18 protein-coding genes are annotated in these 20,396 nt (G+C 72.5%); 10 read left to right on the top strand and 8 right to left on the bottom strand.

The features are described 5' to 3' along the window. Window positions 1-12: 12 nt before the first annotated feature. Complete coding sequence (locus tag AB0J87_RS61330; protein ID WP_363984841.1) at window positions 13-477, top strand: MarR family transcriptional regulator; 465 nt, start codon at window positions 13-15, stop codon at window positions 475-477. Here AB0J87_RS61330 and AB0J87_RS61325 read toward each other — a convergent pair. After that, entirely contained in the window at window positions 474-1,007 is a 534-nt protein-coding gene (locus tag AB0J87_RS61325) for a hypothetical protein (RefSeq protein WP_363984839.1), read from the bottom strand. The genes AB0J87_RS61330 and AB0J87_RS61325 overlap by 4 nt on opposite strands. Window positions 1,008-1,075: 68 nt before the next feature. Between AB0J87_RS61325 and AB0J87_RS61320 the strand changes: the two genes are divergently transcribed. After that, window positions 1,076-1,618 carry a TetR/AcrR family transcriptional regulator gene (locus tag AB0J87_RS61320; protein WP_363984837.1) on the top strand — a complete coding sequence of 181 codons (543 nt, stop codon included), beginning with the start codon at window positions 1,076-1,078 and terminating at the stop codon, window positions 1,616-1,618. Window positions 1,619-1,620: 2 nt separating this feature from the next. Here AB0J87_RS61320 and AB0J87_RS61315 read toward each other — a convergent pair whose 3' ends face one another. Both AB0J87_RS61315 and AB0J87_RS61310 read right to left on the bottom strand, forming a co-directional pair. After that, window positions 1,621-2,490 carry a TIGR03619 family F420-dependent LLM class oxidoreductase gene (locus AB0J87_RS61315; protein ID WP_350724416.1) on the bottom strand — a complete coding sequence of 290 codons (870 nt, stop codon included), beginning with the start codon at window positions 2,488-2,490 and terminating at the stop codon, window positions 1,621-1,623. Further along, window positions 2,487-3,734, bottom strand: coding sequence for an LLM class flavin-dependent oxidoreductase (locus AB0J87_RS61310; protein ID WP_355210776.1), 1,248 nt, complete (start codon window positions 3,732-3,734; stop codon window positions 2,487-2,489). Before AB0J87_RS61310 ends, AB0J87_RS61315 begins: the two co-directional genes overlap by 4 nt. A gap of 88 nt (window positions 3,735-3,822) precedes the next feature. Here AB0J87_RS61310 and AB0J87_RS61305 point away from each other — a divergent pair, with 88 nt between their 5' ends. The 3 genes from AB0J87_RS61305 to AB0J87_RS61295 all read left to right on the top strand — a co-directional run bounded on the left by AB0J87_RS61305 (window position 3,823) and on the right by AB0J87_RS61295 (window position 8,200). After that, complete coding sequence (locus tag AB0J87_RS61305) at window positions 3,823-4,644, top strand: TIGR03619 family F420-dependent LLM class oxidoreductase (protein WP_363984834.1); 822 nt, start codon at window positions 3,823-3,825, stop codon at window positions 4,642-4,644. A gap of 9 nt (window positions 4,645-4,653) precedes the next feature. Then, window positions 4,654-6,096, top strand: coding sequence for a serine/threonine-protein kinase (locus AB0J87_RS61300; protein WP_363984832.1), 1,443 nt, complete (start codon window positions 4,654-4,656; stop codon window positions 6,094-6,096). A 106-nt stretch (window positions 6,097-6,202) separates the two neighbouring features. Then, window positions 6,203-8,200 carry a PASTA domain-containing protein gene (locus AB0J87_RS61295; protein WP_363984830.1) on the top strand — a complete coding sequence of 666 codons (1,998 nt, stop codon included), beginning with the start codon at window positions 6,203-6,205 and terminating at the stop codon, window positions 8,198-8,200. A gap of 10 nt (window positions 8,201-8,210) precedes the next feature. Here AB0J87_RS61295 and AB0J87_RS61290 read toward each other — a convergent pair whose 3' ends face one another. Beyond that, window positions 8,211-9,434: a Gfo/Idh/MocA family oxidoreductase gene (locus AB0J87_RS61290; RefSeq protein ID WP_363984828.1), complete on the bottom strand. Its 1,224-nt coding sequence runs from the start codon at window positions 9,432-9,434 to the stop codon at window positions 8,211-8,213. Window positions 9,435-9,544: 110 nt separating this feature from the next. Here AB0J87_RS61290 and AB0J87_RS61285 point away from each other — a divergent pair, with 110 nt between their 5' ends. Continuing rightward, entirely contained in the window at window positions 9,545-10,642 is a 1,098-nt protein-coding gene (locus AB0J87_RS61285) for an ROK family transcriptional regulator (protein ID WP_363984826.1), read from the top strand. On the opposite strand, the gene AB0J87_RS61280 is transcribed toward AB0J87_RS61285, so the two are convergent. Beyond that, window positions 10,639-11,163 carry a helix-turn-helix domain-containing protein gene (locus AB0J87_RS61280; RefSeq protein WP_350724429.1) on the bottom strand — a complete coding sequence of 175 codons (525 nt, stop codon included), beginning with the start codon at window positions 11,161-11,163 and terminating at the stop codon, window positions 10,639-10,641. The genes AB0J87_RS61285 and AB0J87_RS61280 overlap by 4 nt on opposite strands. A 94-nt stretch (window positions 11,164-11,257) precedes the next feature. On the opposite strand from AB0J87_RS61280, the gene AB0J87_RS61275 reads away from it, so the two are divergent. Continuing rightward, window positions 11,258-13,474 (top strand): MMPL family transporter, encoded by a 2,217-nt coding sequence (locus AB0J87_RS61275; protein ID WP_363984824.1) that lies wholly within the window; start codon window positions 11,258-11,260, stop codon window positions 13,472-13,474. Here AB0J87_RS61275 and AB0J87_RS61270 read toward each other — a convergent pair. Both AB0J87_RS61270 and AB0J87_RS61265 read right to left on the bottom strand, forming a co-directional pair. Continuing rightward, window positions 13,471-13,803 carry a hypothetical protein gene (locus AB0J87_RS61270; RefSeq protein ID WP_350724433.1) on the bottom strand — a complete coding sequence of 111 codons (333 nt, stop codon included), beginning with the start codon at window positions 13,801-13,803 and terminating at the stop codon, window positions 13,471-13,473. The genes AB0J87_RS61275 and AB0J87_RS61270 overlap by 4 nt on opposite strands. Window positions 13,804-13,845: 42 nt before the next feature. Beyond that, entirely contained in the window at window positions 13,846-14,934 is a 1,089-nt protein-coding gene (locus AB0J87_RS61265; protein ID WP_363984822.1) for an alcohol dehydrogenase catalytic domain-containing protein, read from the bottom strand. Window positions 14,935-15,068: 134 nt separating this feature from the next. On the opposite strand from AB0J87_RS61265, the gene AB0J87_RS61260 reads away from it, so the two are divergent. Genes AB0J87_RS61260 through AB0J87_RS61250 form a run of 3 tightly spaced genes read left to right on the top strand, consistent with a single transcriptional unit; the run spans window position 15,069 to window position 19,647 of the window. Further along, window positions 15,069-16,307 carry an ABC transporter substrate-binding protein gene (locus AB0J87_RS61260; RefSeq protein ID WP_363984820.1) on the top strand — a complete coding sequence of 413 codons (1,239 nt, stop codon included), beginning with the start codon at window positions 15,069-15,071 and terminating at the stop codon, window positions 16,305-16,307. After that, window positions 16,304-18,904, top strand: a complete 2,601-nt coding sequence (locus tag AB0J87_RS61255; RefSeq protein WP_363984818.1) for an ATP-binding cassette domain-containing protein — start codon at window positions 16,304-16,306, stop codon at window positions 18,902-18,904. The genes AB0J87_RS61260 and AB0J87_RS61255 overlap by 4 nt, the downstream gene beginning before the upstream one ends. Window positions 18,905-18,906: 2 nt before the next feature. After that, on the top strand, window positions 18,907-19,647 hold the full coding sequence (locus tag AB0J87_RS61250; RefSeq protein ID WP_363984816.1) for an ABC transporter ATP-binding protein: 741 nt from the start codon (window positions 18,907-18,909) through the stop codon (window positions 19,645-19,647). Here the strand turns inward: AB0J87_RS61250 and AB0J87_RS61245 are convergent. After that, window positions 19,639-20,361: a dienelactone hydrolase family protein gene (locus AB0J87_RS61245; RefSeq protein ID WP_350724442.1), complete on the bottom strand. Its 723-nt coding sequence runs from the start codon at window positions 20,359-20,361 to the stop codon at window positions 19,639-19,641. The two genes, AB0J87_RS61250 and AB0J87_RS61245, sit on opposite strands and share 9 nt — an antisense overlap. Between the last annotated feature and the right edge of the window lie 35 nt (window positions 20,362-20,396).

The raw sequence follows: 20,396 nt of genomic DNA, 5'->3' as shown, positions 1-20,396 counted from the left end.
TATTCTCGGGAGATGAACGAGAACCGTGCGCCGCAGTCGACGTTCGAGCTGGTGCTGGGGGGAGGGTCGCTGCTCGTGCAGGTGGGCAGGGAGCTGAACACCGAGACCGAGCGGCGCCTGGCGCCCCTCGGGCTCACGGCGCAGCAGGCCGCGCTGCTGCTGCACGCCTCGCGCGGCGGCGGCACGCCCAGCCTGCTGAAACGCCGGCTCGGCACGGACACGGCCGGGATGACCAGGCTGCTCGACCGGCTGGAGGCCAAGGGGCTGCTGCGGCGGGAGCGGCATCCCGAGGACCGGCGCTCGATCGTCATCGAGCTGACGGACGAGGGGCGGGCGCTGGTGCCCAGCCTGCCGCCGATCTTCGGGAGGATCAGCCACCAGGTGTTCGCGGGGTTCTCGCCGGAGGAGGTCGCGCAGGTCACCGACATGCTGCGGCGGATCCTGGAGAACCTCGCCGAGGAGGGGCCGGGCGCCTAGAGAGGCCGGGTGGCGCGGGCGCGGAGGGTGGCGAGCATGACGCGGCGGATCAGGCCGCTGCCCAGCCGGATCGCCATCCAGTACCGCAGGAACGCGCGCCGCGCGTCCTCGCTCGTGGCCACCACGCGGGTCTCCGTGACGAGCCTGATCCGCCCCTCGCCCGCCTCGTCCAGCCGGAAGCTCAGCGTGCCCTTGGCGTAGCCGGGACGGTCGAACGCGTGGAAGTCGGCGGCGCCGGAGATCGTGCCGCTCTTCTCGGCGTGCCCGAGGCGCCACCACTGCCCGATGAGCCCCATGACCAGCTCGTGCCCCGGGTCCTCGCCGAGCGGCGTGAAGCGGGGCGCGCTCCGGTGCGGCCGGCCGCCGCTGAGGCGCGCGGCCAGGTTGCGGACGGCCACGACGGCCCGCAGGTCGAACGAGCCCGGGTCCGCGACGGCGGCCCAGACGCGCTCGCGGGAGGCGTTGATCACGATGGAGTGCCGCTCGGAGGCGTCGGGCCGCGGGATGAACCGGTCCGTGAGCGTGGGCATGGGGGCCACCTCTTTCCATACGGATGCGTATGGTCTGACTATACGGTGGCGTATGGAAGGATGGGAGGGTGGGTCGGTTGAACGCGGACGACTGGGCGCGGGCCGCGCTGGAGGCCCTGGCGGAGGGTGGGCTGGCCGCCGTGGCCGTGGAGCCGGTGGCGGTGCGGCTCGGCGTCTCGAAGGGCAGCTTCTACTGGCACTTCCCCAACCGCCAGGCGCTGGTCGAGGCGGCGCTGCGGCGGTGGGAGGCCGGCACCGAGGAGATCATCGCCCGGCTGGAGCCGGTGCCCGATCCGGCCGAGCGCATGCGGACGCTGCTGGAGTGGGCCTTCGGCGACGGGCGTGACGCCGCCGTCTCGTTCCGGCTGATCAGCGAGGCCGACGACCCGGTGGTGGGCCCGGTGGTGCGGCGGGTGAGCGAGCGGCGGCTGGCGTTCATGCGAGCCGTCCTGGAGGAGGTCGGCCAGCCGCCGGACGAGGCGGCCCGGCGGGCGCTGACCGCGTACGGCGGCTATCTCGGCCTGGCCGCCCTGGCCCGCATCGGCGCGGTGACGGAGTCGCCGAAGGGCCTGGCCGAGGCCCTGGAGGAGCTGGGCCTGCGGCCTCGGTGACGTCAGAGCTTGGCGATGACCTCCTCGGCGAAGCGCTCCATGGTGGCGATCTTGAGCTCCAGCGTCCCCTCGCCGTACCTGGCCTTCTCCTCCGGGGTGGCCAGCCACCACGGCGCCGCCATGGTCCCGGTGACGCCCTTGGCGGCGAAGCGGCGGTAGGTGTCGGCGTCCGGCATCACCGCGAGCGGCGCGATGATGTCGAGGGGCTCGCTCCGGCCGCTCTCGTCGAGGTGGCCGCGGAGCGTGGCCAGCACCACGTCGAACTGTTCCTCCGTGTAGATCCGGTTGCCGATCCAGCCGTCACCCAGCCGGGCGGCCCGGCGCAGGGCCGCGTCGCTGTCGCCGCCCACGTAGACGGGGATCGGCCGGTCGGGGGTGGGCGAGATCGACAGCTCGGGCAGGCCGTCCAGGGCGACCGTCTCGCCGGCCCAGAGCGAGCGCAGCGTCGGGAGCATCGCGTCCAGCCGCCGTCCCCGCGTGTGGAAGTCCTGCCCGGTGCCGACGAACTCCTCCTTGCACCAGCCCACCCCGACCCCGAACGTCACGCGGTCCCTCGACAGCACCGCCGCCGTGGACACCTGCTTGGCCACGGTGAACAGGTCGCGGGCGGGCGCGATGTAGACGTTCGGGGAGAAACGCAGGGTCGTGGTCACCGCCGCCATGGCGCCGATCGTCACCCACACGTCCGGCCAGTGCGTACGCGCGTCCCAGCGCGGCCGTCCGGACCGCGAGTACGGGTACGGCGAGGCGAAGTCGGCGTAGAACAGGTGGTCCGACAGCGTGAGCGTGTCGAACCCGCACCGCTCGGCCGCCCGCGCCAGCTCCAGGAACTGGTCGGTGTCGACGAACGAGGCCCCCAGCCAGAATTTCATTGGAACTCCGGGATAACCTTGGTGGCGAACAGCTCCAGGTTCCGCTTGACCGTGTCCAGCGGCAGCACGCCCTGCTGTCCCTGCATGTAGAGCCCGAACCACTCCAGGTCGGGCATGCGGTCGAGCATCCGCTGGATCCCGCGCTTGACGTCGTCCGGCGTGCCGAACAGCGCCATCTCCACGTCGTTCATCCGCTTGGCGTCGCCCTTCTCGGGGGAGATGGGCTTGTGCTTCTCGTCCTCCTTCTTGCGCAGCACCTCCAGGTAGCCGAACGGGCCGAAGAAGGCGGCGAAGTCCTTGGGGATGCTGCGGCCGAAGGTGTTGATGGCCTCCTCGGTGGTGTCCGCGATGCCGACGATCTTGAGGATGCCGGTGTGCTCGCCCAGCTTGTACTCGCGGCCCTGCTTGGCCGACTCCTCCTGGTAGAGCTTGGCCTTCGCGGCGTGGTCGTCGGGATTGGGGGTGAACATCCACGGCAGGATGTCCTCCTGGGCGGCCCTGATGACCGACCGGTCCGAGATCGTGAACGGCTGCCACAGCTCGGGGTGCGGGTTCTGGTACGGCCTGGGGCAGACCGAGACGGCCTGCACCTTGCCGTCCTCGGAGAGCTCGCCCGGCGCGCCGAACGTCTGGGTCCACTCCAGCGCGGGCCATCCCTCGATGCCCTCGAACGGATACGGCACCTGGTAGTCCAGCACGTCCGACTTGTAGCGCAGCGTCTCCTGCGTCCACGCCATCTTCATGATCTTCAGCACCTCGCCGAAGACGTCGAAGTTCCGCGTGTCGGAGGCCGACCCGTCGGAGCGCGCGGCGGCGGCGTGCCAGCGCTGGCCCAGCACGTTCATCCACCGGTTCTGGTAGCCGCGCGCCACGCCGAGCCGCAGCCGTCCCTTGGAGAACTGGTCGAGCAGCGCCACGTCCTCGGCGGCTCTGATCGGGTCCCAGGCGGGCAGCACCAGGCCGAGCGGCGCGAGCAGGATCCGCTCGGTCCTTGCGGCGAGGTCGGTGAGGAACATCAGCGGGTTGACCGAGAACTCCATGCCTTCGGAGTGGAAGTGGTGCTCGGTCATCATGAGCGCGTCGAACCCGAGCTGATCGGCGTGCACGGCTATCTCCCGCACCTCGTGCAGCAGCTTCTGGTACGACTCCGTGTCGCGCCCGATCGGGCGTTTGGCCTTGGCGTTCTCCTCGGCCGCGTACCCGGAGCCGGGAATCTGCGGATTCAGGAAGATAGAAAACTTCACCGGGGACCTCTTTCCGCGGAATGGTCTTCTGCAAGGTACTCTGGAAATCTTAACCGAGCAATCGCTTGGTTAACTAGGAGGAGGTCCCATGAGACTCGGGGTCACGATGTTCACCACGGATCTGGCCATGCCGGTCCAGGACCTCGCCCGAGCTGCGGAGGAGCGCGGCTTCGACTCCCTCTACGTGCCCGAGCACACCCACATCCCGGTCTCGCGCCGCACCCCTCCCGCGGCGGGGCAGGACGTCCTGCCCGAGGAGTACAAGCGCACGCTCGACCCGCTCGTCGCCCTGTCCTTCGCCGCCGCCGCGACGCGCCGGCTGCGCGTCGGCACCGGCATCCTGCTCGCCGCCCAGCGCGACCCCATCGTGACCGCGAAGGCCATCGCCACGCTCGACCACCTCTCGGGCGGGCGTGTCGTGGTCGGGGTCGGCTTCGGCTGGAACGTCGAGGAGATCGAGAACCACGGCGTCCCGTACGCGCGCCGCCGCGAGGTGGCCATGCGGAACATGCTCGCCATGCGGGCGCTGTGGCGGGACGAGGTGGCCTCGTTCGACGGGTTCGAGCCGTCCTGGTCCTGGCCCAAGCCGGTCCAGGACCCGCCGGTGTACGTGGGCGGCGCGGCGGGGCCCAAGCTGTTCGCCCACGTCGCCGAGTACGCCGAGGGCTGGATGCCGATCGGCGGCAAGGGGATCAGGTCGGCGCTGCCGATGCTCCGCGAGGCGTGCGACAAGGCCGGGCGGCCGATGGCCAAGGTGATCCCGTTCGGGACGCTGCCGACGGAGGAGAAGCTCGACTATTTCGCCGGGCTCGGCATCGAGGAGGCGGTGGCCACCTTGCCCAGCGCCCCTGCGGATACGGTGTTGCCGATCCTTGATGATTATGCGCGACTGATCGATTGCCCGGCATAATCAGGAGATATGTCCGCACTCCGAGCCGATGATCCGCGACAGCTGGGATCGTACCGCCTGTCGCGCAGGCTCGGCCAGGGCGGACAGGGCGTCGTCTACCTCGGCCACTCCGAGCAGGGCGCCCAGGTCGCGATCAAGCTGCTGCACGCGAGCCTGTCGGGCGACCCCGACGTGCGGCGCAGGTTCCTGGGAGAGGTCGAGGCGGTCCGCAGGGTGGCCGCGTTCTGCACGGCGCAGCTGATCGACGCCGATCTCGAGGGCGACCGGCCCTACCTGGTCAGCGAGTACGTCGAGGGCCCCTCGCTCCTGGAGCACGTGGTCGCCAAGGGGCCGCGCCTGGGCGGGTCGCTCGAACGCCTGGCCATCGGCACCGCCACCGCGCTCGGGGCCATCCACCGGGCCGGGGTGGTCCACCGGGACTTCAAGCCGGGCAACGTGCTGCTCGGGCTCGACGGGCCGCGGGTGATCGACTTCGGGGTGTCCCGGCTCATGGACACGGCGGCCACCACCAACGCGATGCCGGTCGGCACCCCGGCGTACCTGTCGCCCGAGCGCATCAAGGGCGAGCCCGCCGGGCCGCCCGCCGACCTGTGGGCGTGGGGGCTGACGGTCGCGTACACGGCCACGGGGCGGCACGCGTACACGGCGGACACCTACCAGGAGGTCCTGGCCAGGATCCTGTACGGGAAGGCGGACCTCGGGCCGCTGACCGGGCGGCTGCGGGAGATCGTGGCGGCCTGCCTGGCGCCGGAGCCGGGAGAGCGGCCGGACGCTGAGGAGGTGCTGCGGCGGCTGCTGGGACAGGCGGCCGGGGGCGGCGACGTGCTGTCCTCGGGCGCGCAGGCCGCCGTCGGCCCGTCCGGTGCCTCGCCCGTCACCGGGTCCGGCAGGACGTTCGCGGATCGCGAGCTGAGCACCGCCGGGCTCCGGCTGGTCATGGAGACCGCGCCGCCCAGCGCCGAGCCGGGGCGCATCCACGACCCCGACCCCACCACGAGCTTCCCCGCCGTCAGCCGCGACACCGCTCCCGAGCCCCCGCCCCGCAGGCGGGTGAAAGCCTGGCAGGTGGGCGTGGCCGCGGCGGGAGTGGCCATGGCGGTGGCCGGGTTCGTGTTCTGGCTGCGCGGCGCCCAGGAGCCGGGGCTGGTCGGGACGTGGACGGGCTCGGCCGAGCACTTCACCGCCCAGCGGGTCTTCCCCGTCGAGCTGCGCCTGGGCCCCGACAACGACGGCGGGGCCATGCTGTGGGGATCGGACCTGCACTGCTCGGGACGGCTCCTGCGGCAGGGGAGCGGGATGGTCTTCACCCTCGACCGGGTCACGGGCGACGAATGCTATCCGGGGACATTGCGGATGATCCCGACGTCGGCGTCGAACCAGATGGACATCAAGGTGACGCGCGAAGGTAAGGACGAGGTGACCTATTCGGGCACGGTCACCCGCGCATCCTGACCAGCTGTGTCACGGTCAGGCGGCGATGCCCTGACCACAGTTGACTCGGGGCGGCCCGTTGCTTTCAGTAGAAAGCAGGCGAGGGTGGCGGCGAGGGGAGACGCCCGTGCCGACGGCGCAGCCGCTCAGAACGGGGGACCCGCAGCGACTCGGACAGTACGAGCTGTCCGGGCGGCTGGGTGAAGGTGGTCAAGGCGCGGTCTTCCTGGGCTGGAGGAGCGGGGAGACCTACGCGGTCAAACTGCTGCACGGACCCGTGGGTGACGAGCGGGCGGCATTCCTGCGGGAAGTCGAGCTGGCCAAGCACGTGGCGAGGTTCTGCACCGCCCAGGTGATCGACGCCGGGTTCGACGAGGGGCGTCCGTACATCGTCAGCGAATATGTCGACGGGCCGTCGCTGCACAGGGAGGTCGCGCTCACCGGGCCGCGGCGGGGCGGGGCGCTGGAGCGGCTGGCGGTCAGCACGGTGACCGCGCTCACGGCCATCCACCGGGCCGGGATCGTGCACCGCGACTTCAAGCCGCAGAACGTGCTGCTCGGCTCCGACGGGCCGCGCGTCATCGACTTCGGCCTGGCCAAGGCGCTGGACGCGGCGGCCACGGTGAGCGGGCGCGGGGTGGGCACGCCCGCCTACATGGCGCCCGAGCAGATCACGGCGTCGGCCGTCACGGGGGCCGCGGACGTGTTCTCGTGGGGCGCGACGATGTGCTTCGCGGCCAACGCCACCGCGCCGTTCGGGCAGGACTCGGTCGCGCCGGTGCTGCACCGCATCCTGACCGCGCCGCCCGAGCTGGGACGCCTGGACGGGCGGCTGCGGGCCCTCGTGGAGGCGTGCCTGGACAAGGACGCGCGCAACCGGCCCACCAGCAGGGACCTGCTGTTCGAGCTGCTGGGGGAGTCGGAGGTGCCGTCGGAGGTGCTGAGCTCGCCGCCGGCCCGCATCCTGCGGGTGCCGCCGCTGGTGCCCGGGCAGCGCTCGTCGGAGCGGGAGCCGATGGCCGAGCCGGAGGCCACGGGGGTGGCCGGCGGCTACCTGCTGCCCGACTCCCGCGCCGGCGCGTCCGCGTCCACGGAGGAGACCGGAGCGTCCACGCCCACGGAAGGGAGCGTGTCCGCGCCCGCGTCGTTACCCGCGGGCTCCGGGCCGGGGAACGATCCATCACCGGCGGGGGTGCCCAGGGTCGCCTGGCCCAGGGCCGCGATCGCGGTCTGCGCGGCCCTGCTGGTGACGGCCGCCGTGCTGCTCACCGCCCACATACCCACGGCGAACACGGCCGAGCGGCCCCAGGCGCCGCAGGGGGCCGGCCCGTCGGTCCCCCCGCAGTCGGATCCGGTGAAGTCCCGGCCTCCGGCGGACAGGACGACCGCGCAGAAGGTCCCGCTCAAGACCACGGGGACGCTGGAGGCGCGCGGGCCCACGACGCCGCCGCCGTCGGCGGTGCGCCCCGCCGCGGTCCCTGTCCCGGCCCTGGCGGGTATGGACAAGGGCGCGGCCACGAAGGCGATCAAACAGGCCGGGCTGGTGCTCGGCACCGTCACCCAGCTCGACTCGCCGAAGCGGATCGGCCAGGTCCTCAGCGCCCAGCCCGCCCCGGGCATGCTGGTGACCAGGGGCAGCAAGGTCTCGCTGGAGGTGTCGGCCGGGGTGCCCGTGCCCGCGGTCACGGGCCTGCAGCGCAAGGCCGCGGAGAGCGCACTCACCGACGCGGGCCTGGCGGTGGGCGCCGTCACCCGTTCCTGCATCGACCGGCCGGACGGGCAGGTGCTCTCCACGCGGCCCAAGGCGGGCGGGCGCGTCACGGGCGGCACCCCGGTGGCGCTCACGGTCGCGCGCAACGGCGCCACGGTCCCGTCGGTCGTCGGCCAGGCGCTGGAGGACGGGCGGGCGGCGCTGGCCGCGGCCGGGTTCACGGTGCGGACGAAGGGCCAGGTCGTGGACGACGAGTCGCGGGTGGGCACGGTCCTCGACCAGAGCCTCCAGCCCGGCACCTGCGCCAGGCCGGGCAGCGCGATCGAGATCGCCTTCGGCCTGGCCGGCCAGTCGGGCCCGGACCCGGGTGAGCCCGGGGAGACCCCCACCACCGGCCCGACCTCGGAGGAGTGACGACTCACGCTCAGTCCTCAGGAACGGTGACGGTCTGGCCATGCAGCCGCGACCTCTCGGCGGCCCAGGCGATGAGATGGCTGTGCAGGCTCTCGCCCGGCGAGGAGAGGATGGAGGAGCGGTCCCGGGTGGCGACCGCTGTCAGGAACGCGTCGACCAGTGCCTCGTCACCGCCCCCGTGGCCGCCCCGGGCCGTCGCGTCCCCGGTGGGGCGGGTGTCGACGGTCTCCTCGCGGCCGGTGACGAAGTCGAAGACGGTCAGGCGGTCGCCGTCGCCCTCGATCCAGCCCCGGGTGCCGAAGATCCGGGTCTGCCGGTGGAGGGAGGGGGTGAAGGCGGTCATGGTGAACGACGCGGTCGTGCCGCCCTCGAACTCCATGTTCACGACCTGGTGGTCGACCACGTCGTTGTCGCAGGCGTACACGCACCTGCCGTACGGGCCCGTCCGCAGCGCCGCCAGCACGCCGGCCTCGGAGACGTCGTCGGTGAGCACCGAGACCGGCCACTGCGCGCGACCGGCCAGCGGCAGGTAGATGCGCTTGGCCGAGTACGGGCACGTCGCCTCGACGGCGCAGTCCAGGCAGCGGTCGGCGGCGCCCTCCGGGCGGTTCTCCGGGCGGAAGTGCTTGAGCCCGCCGAACGACGACACGCGCGTGACCTGCCTGCCGGTGAGGTGCACCAGCCAGTCGAGGTCGTGGCTCGACTTGGCCAGCAGCATGAACGTGGACTCGTCGGAGCGGCGCCAGTTGCCCCGCACGTACGAGTGCGCCTGGTGCCACCACCCGACCGGCTCCAGGTGCTGGATGCTGACGATCTCGCCGATCCTGCCCTCGTCCAGCAGCGCCTTCAGCGCCCGCGTGTACGGCGTGTACCGCAGCACGTGGCAGACGGCGAAGACGGCGTCGGACCGTCCGGCGGCCGCGACGATGCGCCGGCAGTCGTCCTCGGAGACCGCCATCGGCTTCTCCAGCAGGATGTCGTAGCCCAGCTCGGCGAAGCGCACCGCGGGCTCGACGTGGTCCCTGTCCTGGGTCGCGATGATCACCGCGTCCGCCTGGCGGGGGAGCGCGGCCAGCTCGCGCCAGTCCGCGTACGCCTCGGCCTCCGGGAACCTGGCCCGGCGGGCCTCCAGCGGATCGGCCACCGCGACCACCCGCGCCCGGCCGCTCCCGGTGGCGTGGCGGGCATAGGAGGAACCCCGCGAACCCGCGCCGACGATGGCGAGTGTGACCATTTCGCCTCCATATATGTAACCAGTTCACGTATGTCGGGCCGATGCTAGGATCCTGGCTGGTGCTCGTCAATGGGGAGTCGCGGGGGAGTTATGAGGGAAGGTCTCATAAGTTGACCGAGCTTCGCCCAGGTGACGCGTCCCTGCTGCGCAAGGTGAACACCCAGGTCACGCTCAGGGCCCTGCGCCGCGAGGGCGTGGCCACGCTGACCAGGCTCGGCCGCATCACCGGGCTGTCCAGGCAGACGGTGGAGGCGGTGCTCGACGAGCTGGGCGAGCGCGGCCACGTCAGGGAGGTGCCGCCCGACGAGGGCGTGATGGGGCGGCCCGCGCGGCGGTTCGGGTTCCGCGCGGACGCCGGCCACGTGGTGGGCGTGGAGGTCGGGGGCGACGGGATCGTGGCCGCGCTGGCCGATCTCAATGGCGAGGTGATCGCCTGGGAGCGGGCCGACGTCTCCGGCGACGCCGCGGCTCACGAACGGCTGGAGGCGGCCCGGCGTACGGCACTGAAGTGCGTGGACGGCGCGGGCGTCGCGCGCACGCGGGTGTGGGCGGTCGCGGCGGGCACCCCGGGCATCGTGGACCGCACCGGCCGGGTGACGTTGTCGATCACGCTGCCCGGCTGGACGGGCGTGGACCTGGCGGAGCTGGCCGGGCGCTGGTTCGGCTGCACGGGGCTGGCCGCCAACGACGCCAACCTCGCCGCGCTCGCCGAGCACTGGCGCGGCAGCGCGCAGCACGCCTCCGACGTCGTGTACGTGCTCATCGGCCACCGGGCGGGCGCGGGCATCCTCATCGGCGGGCGGCCGCACCCGGGGCGCAACGGCGCCGCCGGCGAGATCGGCACGCTGCGCCAGGTCGGCTGGGAGGACGCGGCCCGCGAGCTGGTCAAGGACGCCTCGGCGGCCGAGGTGTTCGAGGCGGCTCTGGCGGGCGACCGCGACGCGGCGCGGCGGGTCGACCGCTACGCCGAGAACCTCGCGATCGGCGCCTCGGCGCTCGCGCTGGCCATCGACCCCGACCTGCTGGTGCTGGGCGGCGGTCACTCGCAGGCCGGCGACGTGCTGCTCGAACCGCTCCGCCGGCACCTGGCCGAGCTGTGCGTGAGCGTGCCGGAGGTGGTGGCCTCCACGTTCGGGGACGAGGGTGTGGCGCTGGGCGCCGTACGCCTCGCGCTCGACCGCGTCGAACGGGAGGTGCTGGGTCTCTAGAAAGCCCGGCAGGCCTCCAGCAGCACCTCGCGGACCTGCTCCTCCGGCAGGTCCATGGTCCTGACCGCGCCCCACTGCAGCGCGCCGAGCAGGGCCCAGCTCTTCAGCCTGGTCTCCGGGTCGGGGTCGTCGCCCACGAGCCTGCCGAAGATCTCGTCCCTGAACGTCCTGACCGTCGCGCGCTCCGACTCCGGCGCGCCGGGGTCCTCGGCGGCCAGGTCCTCCATGAACAGGCGGATCACCGAGCGGTAGCGGACCGCGAAGGTCACCAGCGCGTCGACGAACGCCTCCCTGCTCGGGAAGTCGGTCCCGAGCAGCGCCAGCATGTCGTCCCCCGCCGGGGCGAGTAACTCGGAGGCCAGGCGGTCCTTCGGGTGGAAGTGGTAGGCGACGGCGGTCTTGGTCAGGCCCACGGCCGCGGCGATGTCGGCCAGCGAGGTGCCCGCGTAACCGCGTTCGGCGAACAGCTCTCTGGCCGCGGCCAGGATCCGGGTCCGGGTGTCGTCGGGTGTGGTCATCATCTCATTTCCATGCGATGCATCCCCTCCGGATATTTCCTGCTTTATCGTAGTCCTGTACGACCGTACAGGACGGCCGTCGAAAGGGACTTGGGCGATGACGCGGTTTCTTGGGCGGCTGGGCGGCTGGTGCGCGCGGCACGGGCGGTTGGTGCTGGCGTTGTGGGTGGTCGTGGCGGCCGCGCTGATGGGCGGGAGCCTCGTGCTCGGCAGCCCGGTCAGCAACGACGCGACGATTCCCGGCACCGACGCGCAGCGGGCGCACGACCTGATGAAGACCGGCTTCGGGCCGGGGTACGACACCGGCGGGACGGTGCAGCTCGTCCTCTACTCCGCGGGCGGGCCGCTCGTCGAGAAGTCGCGCAAGAAGGCCGTCGAAGACGTCCTGGCGGGCCTGCGCACGATGCCGCACGTCGTCGGGGTGGACACCCCGTTCAGGCGCGGTGGCATCTCCGCCAGCCTGCAGATCGGGCTCATCGCCATCCGCCTGCAGGGCCACGACGGCACCAAGGTCGCCGAGAACACGCGGGCGCTGTCGAAGGCGGCCGACCCGGCGCGGGCCGCCGGGATCGAGGTGGTGGCGGCCGACAGCTCCACCCCCGCCGACAAGGACATCAAGACCGGGCCCAGCGAGATCATCGGCGTGGTGTGCGCGCTGCTGGTGCTGGTGTTCGCGTTCGGGACGCTGGCGGCCGCGCTGGTGCCGATCTTCACGGCGCTGGTCAGCGTCGCCACGGGGCTCGGCGTGATCGGGCTGCTCGGGCACGTGCTGGACATGCCCAAGCAGGCGGGCATCATGGCCACGATGATCGGGCTGGGCGTGGGCATCGACTACGCGCTGTTCCTGCTGTCCAGGCACCGGCGGCTGCTGGCCGACGGGGTGCCGGTGGTGGAGTCCGTACGGCGGACCGTGGCGAGTTCGGGCGGGGCCGTGGTGTTCGCGGGCGGCACGGTGATCATCGCGCTGAGCGCGCTCATGCTGGGCGGGTTCCCGCTGCTGGCGACGCTCGGCTGGGTCACCGGCATCTCGGTCGTCACCGCCGTGCTGACCTCGGTCACCCTCGTCCCCGCCCTGCTCGGGGTGCTCGGCCACCGGATCAACGCGCTCAAGGTGCCGTTCCTGCGCGGCGGCGGTTCGTCCGGGTCCGGATGGGCCGGCCTGGGGTCCTGGGTGGCGCGCCGGCCGTGGCAGGTGCTGTTCGGCAGCGTGCTGGCGCTGGGCCTGCTGGCCGCGCCGGCGCTGGCCTTGAAGCTCGGCCCGCTCGACGACGGGTACGGCACCAAGGGCTCGGAGCCCAGGCGGGCCTACGAGCTGATGGCCGCCGGCTTCGGCGACGGGATCAACGGTCCGCTGCTCGTGGTCGCCGAACTGCCCGCCAAGGTGGCCGACCAGAAGGACCCGGTCGTCGACCAGCTCGCCCGCGAGGTCGGCGACGTCGACGGCGTCGCGCACGTGGCCACCCCCAAGGTCAACTCCTCGGGCCGCTCGGTCCTGCTCCAGGTCGTCACCGAGTACAAGCCCAGCGACCCGCGGGCGTCCGACGTGGTCAAGGACATCAGGGCCATCGCGCCGCCAGGGGTGAGCGTGCACGTCGGCGGCAAGGTGGCGGCCATGACCGACGCGGGCACCCGGATGTCCGAGCGAACCCCGCTGGTCATCGGCGTGGTGGTGCTGCTGAGCGCCCTGCTCCTGCTGTTCGCCTTCCGCGCGCCCGTCGTCGCGGTGAAGGCCGCGGTGATGAACCTGATCTCGCTCGGCGCCGCCTTCGGCGCGCTCGCCCTGGTGTTCTCGATCGGCCTGGGCAGCCGCCTCGTGGGCATGGACGCCCCGGCCAGCTCCTCGTACCTGGAGACGGTCTTCTTCTCGGTGCCGATCGAGAGCTTCGTGCCGCTGATGCTGTTCGCGGTGCTGTTCGGGCTGTCGATGGACTACGAGGTGTTCCTGCTGACGGCGGTGCGGCAGGCGTACCTGCGGCACGGGGACAACACGCGGGCGGTGGCGGAGGGGCTCGGCTCGACGGGCCGGGTCATCACGTCGGCGGCGCTGATCATGGTGGCCGTGTTCGTGGCGTTCATCGCGTACCCGGACCCGATGGTGAAGACGTTCGGGGTGGGGCTGGCGGTGGCCATCGCGGTGGACGCCACGATCATCAGGGGGTTCCTGGTGCCGGCGACGATGGTCCTGCTCGGGCGGCTCAACTGGTGGTGCCCGCGCTGGCTGGACCGCCTCCTGCCGAACCTCTCGGTGGAGGGTCACGAGGAGGAGGAGCGGCCCGCGCCCGAGCGGCCCGAGCCGGTCAAGCTGGGGGTCTAGTCGGCGTCGGCGAGGTTGCAGGCGGGGACCCAGCCGACGATGCCGGTGGCCGTGTTGCGGCCGTGGTGCCACAGGATGCTGTCGAAGTAGTCGTCGCACTGGAAGAAGCCGTGCTCCTCCGACCGGTCCGACTCGAAGCCCTGGCCCGGGTAGCCGAAGCCGACGAGTACGGCGTCCCTTCGCGGGTCGCTCCAGATGACCACGCCCTCGGTGCCGAAGTCGTACACGCCCTTGGCGCCGGCGGGCTCCGGGCCGGTCATGGCCAGAGCCGTCAGAACCGTGGCCATGGCGGCCCGCCGGACGCGCACCCTGAGTCTTCTCTCCGTCATGACACACAGGGTAAGAGTGCGGTGACGCCGGGTGTTCGTATTTCAGAAGGTGATGACGGTACGCGCCACCGAGCCCTCCCGTACGTGCGCCACGGCGTCGTTGATCCGGTCGAGCGGCAGGCGCTCGGAGATGAGGCCGTCGAGGTCGAGGCGGCCCCGCAGGTACTGCTCGGCCAGCATGGGCAGGTCGCGGTGGGGCGCGGCGTCGCCGCCCTGGGTGCCCATGAGGCGGCGGGAGGCGAACAGCAGGCCGGGGTCCACCTCCACGGCCTGGCCCTGGGGCGGGCTGCCGACCATGACCGTGGTGCCGCCGGACCGGGTCGCGGCGAAGGCCTTGGACAGGACGCCGGGTGCGCCTGTCGCGTCGAAGGCGTAGTCGACGCCGCCCTTCACCAGCTCGTCCACCTGCCGTGGCAGGTCGTCGGCCACGATCGTGTGGGTGGCGCCGAAGCGCCCGGCCAGCTTGAGCTTCTGCTCGGCCACGTCGGCGGCGATGATCGTGGTGGCGCCCGCCAGCACCGCGCCCTGGATGACGTTGAGGCCGACGCCGCCGCAGCCGACGACGAGGACGCCCGCGCCGGGCGGGACCTCGGCGACGTTCAGGACCGCGCCGACGCCGGTGACGACCCCGCAGGCCAGCAGGCACATGGCATCCAGAGGCGCGTTTTTCGCGATTTTCACGCACATGGCCTCGGCGACGACCGCGTACTCGGCGAACGAGCCGATGCCGATGAACCGGCGCGTCTCCTGCCCGTCCAGGGTGATCCTGGGCGCGCCACCCATGATCGTCTGCAGCCTGGCAGGGCCCGAGCACAGGTGGAACCGGCCCGCCCCGCAGTGGCGGCACCGCCCGCAGGGGCCGTTCATCGAGACGATGACGTGGTCGCCGGGCCGGACGCCGGTGACGCCCGCGCCGACGCTCTCCACCACTCCGGCGCTCTCGTGCCCGAGGATGAACGGCAGTTTGCCGACCACCGGGCTCTTGCCGTCGATGGCCTTGAGGTCGGAGCCGCACACGCCCGACGCCTTGATCCGCACGCGGACCTCGCCCGGACCCGGATCGGCGATCTCCACCTCGCGGATCTCCATGGGGGCGTGGAAGCCGGTCAGGACGGCCGCGCGCATCAGCATGCGCCACACGGTAACCCGGTCTCGCGATTGCGAGCAAGCGGTTGCTCGGTCACCCCCGGTTGACACCCTCCCTGGGCGAATTTACGCTCGGCGCAAAACCAAGCGAGCGCTAGGCCAAATCGCGGGAGGCCAGGATGGTACGGCGGGTCGCGGCGGCACTCACGGTAACAACACTGCTCGTCTCCGGGTGCGCGGCCCAGCAGAAGAGCCCGGTCGGCTCGGCGGCGCCCGGCGTGACCGACACGACGGTCAAGGTCGGCGGCGTGCTGACCAAGACGAGCGCCAGCGGCTACTCGACCAAGGACGCCGAGATCGGGGCGAAGGCCAGGTTCGAGCGGGCCAACGCCGAGGGCGGCGTGAACGGGCGGAAGATCGAGTTCATCGGGGCGGAGGACGACGGCCAGGACGCGGCCAAGGGAGACGCGGCCGCCAAGAAGCTCGTGCAGAAGGACCAGGTCTTCGCCCTCGTCCCCGTGCACGCCCCGAACTTCGGCGGCGCCGCCTTCCTGGAGCAGCAGGGCGTGCCCTGGTTCGGCTGGGCGACGGGCCCGCAGTGGTGCGGCACGAAGACCGGCTTCGGCTACAACGGCTGCCTGGCGCCCAAGCAGGGGGCGGGCTCCCAGACGTGGTGGGGCAGGCAACTGGCCGACCTGCTCGGCGGCGCCGAGGGCAAGAGCGTGTACGTCCAGACCTCCGACTCCAGCGGCAGCAAGTACGGCGGCACCACCATCTCCCAGTCGTTCACCGCCGCCGGATTCAAGCTGGTCGGCGTGAACTCCGGCCTCCCGGCCGCCGCGCCACCCCCTGACTGGCTCCCGTACGTCAACAAGATCATGACCTCGAACGGCGGCAAGGCCCCCGACGTCGTGGTCTCCGTGATCGCGGGCACCAAGTTCAACGTCGGCCTCTATTCGGCGCTCAAGCGGGCCGGCTACAAGGGCGTGCTCACCGACGCGACCAGCTACGACGCCGCCATCCTCAAGGACCAGGCCAGCGCGCAGGCCCTGGAGGGCGTGATCGCGGCGCCGATGTTCGAGCCGTTCGAGTCCACCGCCCCCGAGATCGCCCGGTTCAAGCAGGACGTCGAGAAGGTCGCGCCGGGCGCCGTGCCCACCCAGCACATGGCGATCGGCTACTGGGCCGCCGACATCTTCCTCGACATGCTCGGCAAGGCCGGCAAGGACCTCACCCGCGAGAAGTTCCTGGCCGTCGGCAACGGCGACTACCTCTACGAGAACGCCGGGTTCGGCAGGATCCAGTACCCCAAGGACCACAGCGAGCCGAACGGCTGCGGCGCGCTGGTCAAGCTGGAGAAAGGCGCCTTCCAGGTGGCCAAGAGCATGAAGTGCTTCGACAACGTGCCGCTCAAATGATCCTGGGATACGTGCTCAGCGGCCTGGTCACCGGGGCGATCTTCGCCGTCATGGGGTCGGGCCTGACGCTGTCGTACGCGGCGACCGGGGTGTTCAACTTCGCCCACGGCGCCGTCGGATTCCTGTCCGCCCTGCTGTTCTACGAGCTCAACCAGGCGGCCGGGCTGCCCGCGTGGCTGTCGGCCCTGGTGTCGGTGGCGCTGTTCGCGCCCGCGCTCGGATACGTGCTGCACAGGACCATGTTCGGCGGGCTCGCGCAGGCGGGCGAGACCGCGCAGATCGTCGCCACGATCGGCCTGACGATCGCGCTGCCCGCGCTGGGCCTGCTGGTCGTGGACCTGGCCGGGCTGCCGAGCGCGGACGCGACCTCGCTGCCGCGCGGCGTCGGCCCGCATCCGGCGCTCTCCTTCGAGGTGCTCGGGGCCCGGCTGGACACCGACCAGCTCATCACGTTCGGCTTCTCGGCGGTGGCGGCGGCCGGGCTGTGGGCGTTCATGCGGCACTCCCCGTACGGGCTGCGCATGCGGGCCGCCGTGGACCGGCGCCGCCTGGCCACGCTCCGGGGCATCGACGCGGACGCCACCTCGGCGCTGGCCTGGATGCTCGGCTCGGGACTCGCCGGGCTCGCCGGCGTGCTGGCCGTGTCCGTGCTGGGGCTGGACGCGACGGCGTACACGGTGCTGCTGTTCGCCTCGGCGACGGCGGCGGTGTTCGGGCGGCTGCGCTCGATCCCGTGGACGTTCGCGGCCGGGCTCGCGCTCGGCGTGGTCCAGAACCTGGTCGCCGGATACACCGACTTCCTCGAAGAGGTCACCGGGCTGCGCACGGCCGTGCCGGTGATCCTGCTGTTCGCCGGGCTCGTCCTGCTGAACAGGTCGCGCGAGCGGGTCGCGGGCAGCGCGGCCGAGGACGCGCCCCCGCCCGACCACCTGGCGGGGCTGCCGCCGTGGCGCCGCAGGATGCCGTGGGCGCTCGCCCTGGCCGCGCTGCTCGGGTTCACCTTCCTCGCGTCCGAGTACTACGTGGGAGTGGCCGCGCAGGGGCTGGTGCTGGCGCTGATCTTCTGCTCGTTCGTGGTGGTGACCGGCATCGGCGGCATGGTCAACCTGGCCCAGGCCGCCTTCGCCTCGATGGCGGCGCTGACCTGCGGATGGGCGTTCTCGTCCGGGCTGCCGTTCTTCGTGGCGATCGTGCTGGGCGTGCTGGCGGCCGCCGCCGTGGGGATGCTGGTGGCGCTGCCCGCGCTGCGGCTGGGCGGGCGGGTGCTGACGCTGGCCACGCTGGCCATGGCGCTGCTGGCCGACCAGGTGCTGTTCCAGGTGGACGCGTTCAGCAACGGGACCATCGGGTGGCCGGTGCCCGCGCTGGGGCTCGGCTTCGCGGACACCTCGGATCCCCGGGTGCGGGTGGTGGTGCTGCTCGTGCTGATCGGGGCGGTCGCCCTGCTCGTACGGAACCTCGAAAGGTCGGCCTCCGGGCGGGCGATCCTCGCGGTCAGGTCGGCCCCCGCCGCCGCCACGACGTCCGGGCTGTCGGCGCCCCGTACCAAGATCATGCTGTTCGCGCTGGCGTCGGCGATCGCCGGGCTGGGCGGGGTGCTGTTCGCCGTCTCCAAGGGCTCGATCACCGCCACCGACCTGCCGGCGTTCTCCGGGTTCGTGTGGCTGGCCGTGGTCGTGCTCCAAGGCGTGCGTCGTATCGGCGGCGCGGTGCTCGGCGGCCTGATCGCGGTGGCCGTGCCCGAACTGCTCGCCACCTGGGGCGTGTCCGCGCACGTCGGGGCCATCCTGTTCGGGGCCGGCGGCGTGATCCTGGCCAAGCACCCCGACGGGGTGCTCACCCAGCTCGCCGGGCTCCGCCACCGCCGCCGCACCCCGGCGGAGCCTGTCCCGGCGCCGCCGCCCGTGCAGGTGGAAGGGCCGCTGTTCAGGCTGGAGGGCGTGGTCGCCGGTTACGCGGACAGCACGGTGCTGCGCGGCGTGGACCTGGCCGTCCGGCCCGGCGAGGTGGTCGCGCTGCTCGGCGCCAACGGGGCGGGCAAGTCCACGGCCTGCGCGGTGGCCGCCGGCGACCTGGCCGTCACCAGCGGCCGGATCCTGCTGGACGGCGAGGACGTCACCGCCTGGCCCGCGCACCGCAGGGCCCGCGCGGGCATCCTGCTCGCGCCCGAGGGCCGGGGCGTGTTCCCCGGGCTCACGGTGGAGGAGAACCTGCGGACCTGGCTGCCCGACCCGGGCCCCGTCTACGAGCGCCTTCCGCAGCTCGCCGAGCGCCGTACCGTGCTCGCCGGCGCCCTGTCCGGTGGCGAGCAGCAACTGCTCACGCTCGCGCCCGCGCTGGTGCGGCCGCCACGGGTGCTCATCGCCGACGAGCCGTCGCTGGGGCTGGCGCCCATGATGGTGCGGCAGGTGTTCGACGTGTTCGCCGAGCTGCGTTCTCGTGGCGTGGCGCTGCTGCTGGTCGAGGAGAAGGCCACGGAGGCGCTGGCCCTCGCCGACCGGGTGGCGTTCATGCGGCTGGGGCGCGTCACGTGGGCAGGGCCGCGCTCGGAAGTGGACAGCGAGCGGCTGACCGCCGCCTACCTGGGGGTGCGGTGAACATGCTGGCCGTGGAGGGCGTGTCGGTGGCGTTCGGCGGGGTCAGGGCGCTGGACCAGGTGTCGTTCGAGGTCGCGGCGGGTCAGGTGTGCGGTGTGATCGGGCCGAACGGGGCCGGGAAGACGACGCTGTTCGACGTGGTGTCGGGGCTGCGCCGGCCGAGCGAGGGCCGGGTCAGCGTGACGGGCCGGGACCTGACCGGGGTGTCCCCGGTCAGGCGGGCCAGGGCCGGGGTGCGGCGCACGTTCCAGCGGACCCAGGTCTTCGGCCGGCTCACCGTGGCCGGCAACGTGCTGGCCGCGCTCGACTGGCACGGCGGCGGTGGCGGGCTCGCCGCCGACCTGGTGGGTTGGCCCGCCCGCCGGCGGCTGGAGCGGGAACGCGGCGAGCGCGTGGCCGAGGTGCTGGAGCTGTGCGGGCTCACCCCGCTGCGCGACGCGTACGCCGCCGCGCTCCCCGTCGGGCAGCGCCGGCTCGTCGAGCTGGCCAGGGCTCTGGCCGACCGGCCCCGCCTCCTGCTGCTGGACGAGCCCACCTCGGGCCTGGACGCCTCCCAGACCGCACGCCTGGGAGAGGTCGTCAAGGCCCTGGACACGACCGTGCTGCTGGTCGAGCACGACATGGGCTTCGTCATGGACACCTGCGACCGGATCGTCGTGCTGGACCTCGGCAAGGTGATCGCCGCCGGCGCGCCGGGCGAGATCCGGGAGGATCCGGTCGTCAGGGCCGCCTACCTAGGCTGAGTGGCGCTCGGTGAACGACAGGATGCGGCGCCAGGAGTCCTGGCACGCGTCCTCCCACTCGGCGTACGTGCGGTCGAAGTACGAGTGCGGCGCGCCCTCGTAGACGACCTTCTCGTGCTCCGTGCCCACCCGGTCGAGCGCCGCCTCGAACGTCTCGAACTGCTCGGGCGTGGTCGCCGTGTCCGCGCCCGCGAGCAGCATCAGGAGGGGCGCGCCGGGCCCGGTCGCCGGCTCCTCGATGGCGCGCAGCGCGCCGTAGAAGCCGATGCCGCCCGCCAGGCCGTTCCCCTCGTACGCCTGCCGCCACGAGTGGGCGCCGCCCATGCAGAAGCCGACCGTGAAGACCGGGCCGTCGAGCTGCTCGGTGGCCGCCCTGGCGTCGGCCCTGACATGCTCGGCCTTGAGCTGCCCGACGTGCTTCATGAAGTCGAAGTCGTCGTCCCGCTCGCCGAGACCCGCCGTGCGGCCGAAGTAGTCGATCGCGATCGTGCGGAAGCCCGCCTCGGCGAAGCGCACCGCGAGGTCGCGGTAGTACGGGTGCAGCCCGCGCACGTCGGGCAGGATCACCACGCTGCGGCCGTTCGGCTCGGCGGGCTCGGCCCGGTAGGCGAGCAGCCGGTTGCCGTCGGCGGCCGTCAGCTCTATCTGCTCGTGAGAGGCCACCTCGCCCTGGATCGGCGGTGCGGGAGGCCTGCTGTCGGTGGAATGGCACATGAGGTCAGCATGCCCGCCGTGATTCCGGCTATCCA

Source organism: Nonomuraea sp. NPDC049625, from assembly GCF_040675285.1.
In the GTDB taxonomy this organism is placed as follows: Bacteria; Actinomycetota; Actinomycetes; order Streptosporangiales; family Streptosporangiaceae; genus Nonomuraea; species Nonomuraea angiospora_A.
The sequence above is the reverse complement of the archived record's forward strand: the minus strand, read 5'-3'. Positions and strand labels throughout refer to the sequence as shown.